The organism is Pseudomonas migulae NBRC 103157, assembly GCF_002091715.1.
In the GTDB taxonomy this organism is placed as follows: domain Bacteria; phylum Pseudomonadota; class Gammaproteobacteria; order Pseudomonadales; family Pseudomonadaceae; genus Aquipseudomonas; species Aquipseudomonas migulae_A.
Map to the genome: position 1 here is coordinate 55267 of NZ_BDAG01000042.1, position 8056 is coordinate 63322.

Below are 8056 nucleotides of genomic sequence, written 5' to 3' on the forward strand. Positions count from 1 at the left end.
TTTTATTCCCTCAAACAAGAGAACCCCATGGCCAACCAAGACATCACCTTTACTCCCGATCCCGACGCGGATTCCATCTCCTCCGACGTTGCCGGCTTCAACGGTATCCTGGTCTCCACGCAGATCCCTACCCGCGCCGATGGCAGCCTGGAACTGGGTGACATCACCCTGCAGAGCGAGTGCACGTTGCAGGCATTGAAGGTTGCGCTGGAGCGCGCCGGCAGTTCCATGGACCGCGTCATGCACCTGACCATCTACCTCACCGACATGGCCGACCGCGCCGCGTTCAATGAGGTTTACACGCGTTTCTTCGCCAAACCGTGGCCGGTTCGCGCTGCGGTTGGCGTGGCTTCGCTGGCGGTTGAAGGCATGCGTGTGGAAGTCACCGCAATGGCGGCCAAAGGCTGAGTTCGCGAGCGTGATACACGACCTGTAGGAGCCGGCTTGCTGGCGATTGAGTAAGCCTCGGTTTTTCAGGAACACCGCGGTGATGCGATCGCCAGCAAGCCGGCTCCTGCAACGATGGCGCTTTTTGGAAAACTGTTCGTTACATCGTCTCGCTGGCGGGTGCCAGGTTGTCCAGCAACCACTCGACAAAACTCCGCGCCAACGGATTGTTCTCGCTGTCCCGATGCGTCAACAACGCCCAGTTCGGCCCGCGAATGGTTTCCTCTACCAACGGTTGCAACAGTCCATCGGCGCGCGCCTGCCGACTCAGTAACTGACTGACCAACGCAATCCCCAGCCCCGCGCACGCCGCATCCAGCAGCAAGCCAGGATCGGAAAAATTCAACCCCTGATCCTTCTGCCCCACGTCGATACCAGCCTCCACGGCCCAATGACTCCAGTCCATTTCGCGCTCGCCGTGAAGGGTGGTGCGCTGTTCGATGGGCACCGCCAACACATCCGGGTGACAGGCCGGATAGAGGCGGTCTGCGTGCAGGACCTTGAAGCTGCATTCGGCCTGGGAGCTGATGTCATCGCGTACCGCGAGGTCGATGGTCTGGGTGGTCATGTCCGGGACTTCGTCGGTGCTGAAAATCCACAAATCGACTTCCGGATGTTGCCGACGAAAATCTCCGAGGCGTGGCAACAACCAATGGCGGGCAAACGTCGGCGTGGTGTTGAGCACCAGTTGGTTGGGTTTCTGGTATTGCCCCAGACGGCGAATGCCGACCGCCAGTTGCTGCAATAGCGCCTGAGTGGTGCTGAGCAAATCGTGACCGGCATCGGTCAGGCTGACACTGCGCCCACTGCGGAAAAACAGCGGCTGCTCAAGGTACGCCTCAAGGGTTCGAATCTGCTGGCTGATGGCCGACTGAGTCAGGTGCAACTCGTCGGCGGCCTTGTGAAAACTGCCCAGCCGAGCGGCTGCTTCGAAGCCGCGAAGGGTGCTGAGCGGCGGCCAATGCTTGAGCATATTGATAAGTTCCTCTAATCACTTTTCTGCAAAATCCATCGTTTGTTCGCCTGTTTTTACGGCCGTAGCATGCATGCCAAGACCGCCAAGGCAGTTTTCATTGAACACAATGACTTAACTAAGGGCTTTTAACATGCAGCAGCACGCACATCAAAACAATGGCTGGTGGATGCCGGCAGAATGGGTAAAACACGCCGCGACCTGGATGGTCTGGCCGCACAACCAGGCACTCTGGGAGTCGGGTTGGCGCGTTACCCTGGCGCAAGTGCAGAACGATTTTGCCGGGGTGGCCAACGCCATCGCCCGTTTCGAACCGGTGAAAATGGTGGTCGATCCGTCGGCGATGGCGAGTGCCCAGGCGCTGTGTGGACCCGGCATCGAGCTGATCGAATTGGAGGTGAACGACAGTTGGTGCCGTGACTCCGGCCCAAGCTTCGTCTGCCACCCGCAACAAGGCCTGGCCGGGGTGAGCTGGCGCTTCAACGCCTGGGGCGGCAAGTCGGCGCACGATCTGGATGAAGGCCTGGCGCGGCGGGCGCTGAATCACCTTGGCTTGCCGTGCTTTGGCACACCGTTGAGCAACGAAGGCGGCGCAATTCATGTGGACGGCGAGGGCACGCTGATCACCACCGAGTCGGTGTTGCTCAATCCCAACCGCAATCCCGGAATGAACAAGGCTGAAATGGAGGAGATCTTCACGCGTCTGCTGGGCGTGAAGAAAACCATCTGGCTGCCGGGTGATCCGGACTATGTGACCGGCGACATGACGGACGGCCATGTCGATGGCGTTTGCGCGTTCGCACGCCCCGGCGTGTTGCTGGTGGATGCCACCCATGACAAGCAGTCGGTGTATGCCGAAGTGGCCCGCGAGAATCGCCGCGCGCTGGAACTGGCCAGCGATGCCCAAGGACGCAAGTTCGAGCTGATCGAACTCTATGAAGCCACTGATGCGGTGGACACCGAAGCCGAAGTGTTCTGCGCTTCCTACACCAATTTCTACATTGCCAACGGCGCAATCATCATGCCGGCCTATGGCATTGATGCCGATAACGCAGCGGCCGAGGTATTGGCCCAGGCATTCCCGGGGCGCGAAGTGGTGCCGGTGCGGATCAATCACCTGGCCCATGGCGGCGGCGGGGTGCATTGCATCACCCAGCAGCAGCCCGCCTGGCCAGTGAAGGGGTGATGCCATGACCCTGATGACGATCGCTACCACCCAAATGCCCTGCACCTGGGACTTGCCCCATAACCTCGATCTTGCCGAGCAGCTGGTTCGTGAGGCGGCTGCGAAGGGCGCTCAGGTCATCCTGTTGCAGGAGCTCTTCGCCACGCCGTATTTCTGCATCGAGCAAAGCCATAAGCATCTGGCACTGGCTGAAGAATACCGCTACAGCCGCGTACTCAAACGCTTTGCCGCATTGGCCAAGGAGTTGGGCGTGGTGCTGCCGCTGAGCTGGTTCGAGAAGGCCGGCAATGCATACTTCAATTCCTTGAGCGTGGCGGATGCCGACGGGCGCCTGCTGGGGGTGTACCGCAAGACCCACATCCCCAACGCCATCGGCTATCAGGAGAAGGAATACTTCAGCCCCGGCGATACCGGCTTCCGGGTCTGGGACACCGCGTTCGGGCGCATCGGTGTGGGGATTTGCTGGGATCAGTGGTTCCCCGAGACCGCGCGCTGCCTGGCGTTGATGGGCGCCGAAGTCTTGCTGTTTCCCACCGCGATCGGCTCTGAACCTGGCTGCTCAGCACTGGATTCACGCGATCACTGGCAGATGACCATGCGCGGTCATGCGGCGGCGAACATCCTGCCAGTGGTAGCAGCCAATCGCGTCGGCCGAGAAACGGCAACCACCGACCCGACCTTGCAAATGAGCTTCTACGGCTCGTCCTTCATCTGCAACCACAAGGGCAAATTGCTCGCCGAGGCCGACCGTGACAGCACCGGCGTGCTGGTGCACAGCCTCGACCTGGCCGCCATGCGCGAAGAACGCCTGAGCTGGGGCATCTACCGCGACCGCCGCCCGGACATGTACGGCGCGCTGTTGAGTCAGGACGGTCGTCACCTTCATGCACACTGGAACACTCAAGGAGTCTGATATGCGTATTCCGCACACGCTATTGCTCGGCGCCTTGGGCCTGGCACTTGCCTCGTCGTCGCTGCACGCCGAAGAGAAAACCCTCAGGCTGTACAACTGGGCCGATTATTTTGCCGAAGACACCCTGAGCCGATTCACCGCTGAAACCGGTATCAAGGTGATCTACGACGTCATGGATGGCAGCGAAACACTGGAAGCCAAGATGCTCGCCGGCGGCAGCGGATATGACTTGATCTTCCCCGGCGATACGGTGGCGGAACGCTTGATGCGCGCCGGCAGCCTGATGCCACTGGATCGCACCAAACTCACGGCGCTGGATGACATCGAACCCGGTTTGCAGAAGCTGCGCCGCCAGTATGAAACGTCGAGTCAGGCTACCGTGCCTTACACGTGGGGCACCATCGGCCTGACCTACAATGATGAGCAGATCAAACAGCGATTGCCGAATGCACCGGTCAACAGCCTCGATATGTTGTTCAAACCGGAGCTGGTCGGCAAATTTGCCGATTGCGGTATCTCGATGATCGACTCACCGGATGAAGTGCTTGCCGTCGTGCTCAATTATCTGGGCCGGGAACCGCGTAGCGCCAAACCCGAAGACCTCGCGGCGGCGAGTGAGCTGCTGATGAAGCTGCGGCCACACATCCGCAAGTTCCAGTCGCAACCGGTGACCGATCTGGTGAATGGCAACCTGTGCGTGTCGCTCGGCTACAGCGGCGACATGACCCAGGCGCAAAGGACGTCAGACAGTGCCGGCAAGCACACGAAATTCGAGTACCGCATTCCCCGTGAAGGCACCACGGTGTGGATGGACACCATGGCCATACCGGTCGACGCCAAACATCCTGAATACGCCTACGCGTTCATCAACTTCGTCATGCGTGCGGAGAACATGGCGGCCATCAGTAACTTCACCGGCTACCCGACTTCCAATGCCAAGGCACGTCCGAGCGTCGATGCGACGATGCGCAACAACCCGGACATTTATCTAGATGAAGCCACTTATGCGCGGCTGATTCCGGGCAAGGACATTCCCCAGTCCGAAATGCGCGCGCGGATGCGCACCTGGACCAAGTTCAAGACGGCTACGGCGAAATGAGTCAATTTTCAAAGGATCACTGCATGTCGACGCGTCGCGATTTCATCAAACAGGTATCGGTACTGGTGAGTGTGGGCGCGGCAGCGTCCTCCGGGTTGGGCCTGATGTTCCTGCCAGTGCACGCGGCGACGCAGGGCCGTTGGCGCATGCCGGATGAGGGCGACCGACACGAGCGGGCCTTCATTGCCTTTGGTGCACAAGAGGCCATCTGGGAAGACTTCACGGCTGACGTGCAAGCGGCGCTTGGTCGGATCGCGCGGAGCATCGCCCGCTATGAGCCGGTCACTGTTTTCTGCCGTCCGCAAGAGCGGAGTCTGGCGGAACAACATTGCGGTACTTCCAATATCGCCTACGTCACCACCGGGCTCGACGATATCTGGATGCGCGATACCGGCGCCAATTTCGTCATCGACGGGCAAGGCGGGCTCGGTGCCGTGGATTTCAATTTCAACGGCTGGGGCGATAAACAACAGCATGACAACGATGCTCGCCTGGCGGCTCAGGTCGCCGACACGGCGGATGCCCGCTATCTGCGCAGCGAACTGGTGGGCGAGGGCGGCGGTATCGAAGTGGATGGTCACGGCACCGGGATCATGACCGAGAGCAGCTGGATCAACCGCAATCGCAACCCTGACTGGAGCAAGGCCGATGTCGAGCAAGAACTGAAGGACCGTCTCGGCCTGCGCAAGATCATCTGGCTGCCGGGCATCAAAGGCAAAGACATCACCGATGCCCATGTCGATTTCTACGCCCGTTTCGTCAAGCCCGGCGTGGTGATCGCCAACCTCGACAACGACCCCGAGTCATACGATTACAAGGTCACCCGTGCCCATCTGGATATTTTGAAAAATGCCACGGATGCCGATGGTCGAAAGCTGCAGGTCCATACCGTGTCGCCACCGCTGAATCCGCGAAAAAGCCAATTCAATCGCAGCAACCCGGACTTTGCGGCGGGCTACATCAACTACTTCGTGATCAACGGCGCGGTCATAGCGCCGGAGTTTGGTGACGAGACGGCAGATGCCAAAGCTTTCGATCTGTTGTCCCAACTCTATCCGGATCGAGAGGTGGTACAGCTGAACATCGACGCCATATCCGCTGGGGGTGGCGGTATACATTGTGTGACCAGTCACCAGCCGTATGCTTCAGTACTACTTCTCGATCAGTAAACAGGTTCGGGCACAAAGTATGAGCAGTCAGTTGGCGCGCATGGCGGATCTGGACAGGCGTTATGCCGTCTGCGAACGCTTCTCTGGCTGCTGGAAGAACTGACTGCGCGAGCACGGTGTTTTGAGTCTCGACAATCGTCTGGAGCCTTGCATGAAAGTAGGCGTGATCTCCGATACCCATGGCTTGCTCCGCCCGGAAGCCGTTGCTGCTTTGCAGGGATGTGAGCGGATCATTCACGCGGGCGACATCGGTAGCGTTGATGTTCTCGATCAATTGGCGTTGATCGCCCCGCTGCATGTGGTACGCGGGAACAATGACCTGGACGCCCCTTGGGCCGAACATCTCGCAGACAGTTTGCGTTTCGATCTCAACGGGTTGGAGACGTTGCTGGTGCATGACATCGCCGATGTCCCGGTCGTACTCGATGTGGCCATCAAGCTGGTGGTCACCGGTCATTCGCACAAGCCACTCATCGAATGGCGTGGCGAACGGCTTTACCTCAATCCCGGCAGTGCGGGGCGCAGGCGCTTCAAACTGCCGGTGACGCTGGCGTTGCTGGAGGTGCTTGAGGCTTCAATTGAGCCGCGTCTGGTCTCGTTGCTGGAGTGATTTTCACAAAAAGAAACGGCTCGTTAAACGAGCCGTCGTTGTGAAGATGCCTGGCGGAGAAAGGTCAGATCAACCTCAAAGATGATCCGCATCAATCACCGCTTTGGCGAACGCCTTCGGATCTTCCTGCGGCAAGTTGTGACCGATGCCGCCGTTGATCAACCGGAACTCGTATTTGCCGGTAAAGCGCTTGGCGTAGTCCTCGGGGTTAGGGTGCGGCGCGCCGTTGGCATCGCCTTCCATCGTGATGGTCGGCACGCTGATCGACGGCGCCGTGGCCAGTTTCTGCTCCAGCGCTTCGTATTGAGGCTCGCCCTTAACCATGCCCAGACGCCAGCGGTAGTTGAACACGGTGATCTCGACATGGTCCGGGTTTTCCAACGCCTTGGCGCTGCGGTCGAACGTGGCGTCATCGAACGCCCATTTCGGCGAAGCCAGTTGCCAGATCAACTTGGCGAAGTCGTGGGTGTTTTTCTCGTACCCGGCGCGACCGCGGTCGGTGGCGAAGTAGAACTGATACCACCACTGCAATTCAGCCTTGGGTGGCAGCGGGTTCTTGCCGGCCGCCTGGTTGCCGATCAGATAGCCGCTGACCGAGACCAGTGCCTTGACCCGTTCTGGCCACAACGCCGAGACGATGTCGGCTGAACGCGCGCCCCAGTCATAGCCACCGAGCACGGCTTGTTTGATCTTCAGCGCATCCATGAAGTCGATGACATCGCTGGCCAGGGCTGCCGGTTGACCATTGCGCACGGTTTTCTCTGACAGAAAATGCGTATCGCCATAACCACGCGCATACGGCATCAGCACTCGATAGCCCTTCGCGGCCAGCAGCGGTGCGACCTCGTCATAACTGTGAATGTCGTACGGCCAGCCGTGCAGGAGAATCACCACCGGCCCATCGGCCGGGCCGGTTTCGGCGTACGCCACGTTCAGCAGTCCGGCCTTGACGTGCTTCAGCGGACCGAACGGGGACGGAGTTGTGTAAGTGGCATCGGCCTTGATTGCGGCTGGCTGTGCAGCGGTAGTCGATTGGGCGTTGGCTGCACCGATCGCGCCAAACAGGGCGAACGCGAGGACCGATGCGCCGACCAGACGGCGGTGGGTTTTACCGTTTTTGTTCTGCAGTGCCATCTTCATAGTGATGTCTCCGTTGCAAGCCGTTGGCCAGGGGTTCTGGCTGATCCCCTTGAAACCTTGGGTGCATTTGAACGCGGTGACGTGTCTGGGCTGTGTCGAATCGCAGGTCGGGTGAAAACTCATGTATCAAGAGGATAGACAGATACACAGTGATACATAGCGGGGCGCAGGAACGACATCCTTCCGCAACGGCGACGACAGCAAAATTCCGCCATCACAGTTACGTTCATTTCCATCCGGTACTCAGGCACTACACAAATCATCTGTAGGAACCGGCTTGCTGGCGATCGCGGTGGGTCAGTCGACAAGATGATCGTCTGAACGGACGTCATCGCCAGCAAGCCGGCTCCTACAGGGGGGCGTACGTCTGGGGAGTTTTGTCGTACTGCAGGACGATAAAGGCTGCTTCCCTCGCTACATTGCCGGTCTCGACTCTCGCATCGACGTTGGCCGTGAATTTATCGAGCGTGTGTCCAAGGAATTCTCTGGTTAGTTGAATTTCATCCGGCACTCAGGCAC

8 protein-coding genes are annotated in these 8056 nt (G+C 59.4%); 6 read left to right on the top strand and 2 right to left on the bottom strand.

Features of this window, described 5'->3' with window-relative positions; genetic code table 11:
• The first annotated feature begins 27 nt into the window (after positions 1-27).
• Complete coding sequence (locus PMI01S_RS25480; protein WP_084322879.1) at positions 28-408, top strand: RidA family protein; 381 nt, start codon at positions 28-30, stop codon at positions 406-408.
• A 139-nt stretch (positions 409-547) separates the two neighbouring features.
• Here the strand turns inward: PMI01S_RS25480 and PMI01S_RS25485 are convergent, their stop codons facing one another.
• Positions 548-1420, bottom strand: a complete 873-nt coding sequence (locus tag PMI01S_RS25485; RefSeq protein ID WP_084322880.1) for a LysR substrate-binding domain-containing protein — start codon at positions 1418-1420, stop codon at positions 548-550.
• Between the two features lie 133 nt (positions 1421-1553).
• Between PMI01S_RS25485 and PMI01S_RS25490 the strand changes: the two genes are divergently transcribed.
• The 5 genes from PMI01S_RS25490 (at position 1554) to PMI01S_RS25510 (ending at position 6397) form a co-directional block, all read left to right on the top strand.
• The gene (locus PMI01S_RS25490; protein WP_084322881.1) at positions 1554-2606 is read left to right on the top strand and encodes an agmatine deiminase family protein; all 1053 of its coding nucleotides are present in this window, start codon (positions 1554-1556) and stop codon (positions 2604-2606) included.
• A 4-nt stretch (positions 2607-2610) separates the two neighbouring features.
• The gene (gene aguB, locus PMI01S_RS25495; RefSeq protein ID WP_084322882.1) at positions 2611-3519 is read left to right on the top strand and encodes an N-carbamoylputrescine amidase; all 909 of its coding nucleotides are present in this window, start codon (positions 2611-2613) and stop codon (positions 3517-3519) included.
• Position 3520: 1 nt separating this feature from the next.
• On the top strand, positions 3521-4618 hold the full coding sequence (locus PMI01S_RS25500; protein WP_084322883.1) for an extracellular solute-binding protein: 1098 nt from the start codon (positions 3521-3523) through the stop codon (positions 4616-4618).
• A 23-nt stretch (positions 4619-4641) separates the two neighbouring features.
• A complete protein-coding gene (locus PMI01S_RS25505; RefSeq protein ID WP_084322884.1) occupies positions 4642-5787 on the top strand; it encodes an agmatine deiminase family protein in 1146 nt (381 codons plus the stop codon).
• A 151-nt stretch (positions 5788-5938) separates the two neighbouring features.
• A complete protein-coding gene (locus tag PMI01S_RS25510) occupies positions 5939-6397 on the top strand; it encodes a metallophosphoesterase family protein (RefSeq protein ID WP_084322885.1) in 459 nt (152 codons plus the stop codon).
• A gap of 75 nt (positions 6398-6472) precedes the next feature.
• Here the strand turns inward: PMI01S_RS25510 and PMI01S_RS25515 are convergent, their stop codons facing one another.
• Positions 6473-7537 carry an alpha/beta fold hydrolase gene (locus tag PMI01S_RS25515; protein WP_084322886.1) on the bottom strand — a complete coding sequence of 355 codons (1065 nt, stop codon included), beginning with the start codon at positions 7535-7537 and terminating at the stop codon, positions 6473-6475.
• Positions 7538-8056: the final 519 nt, after the last annotated feature.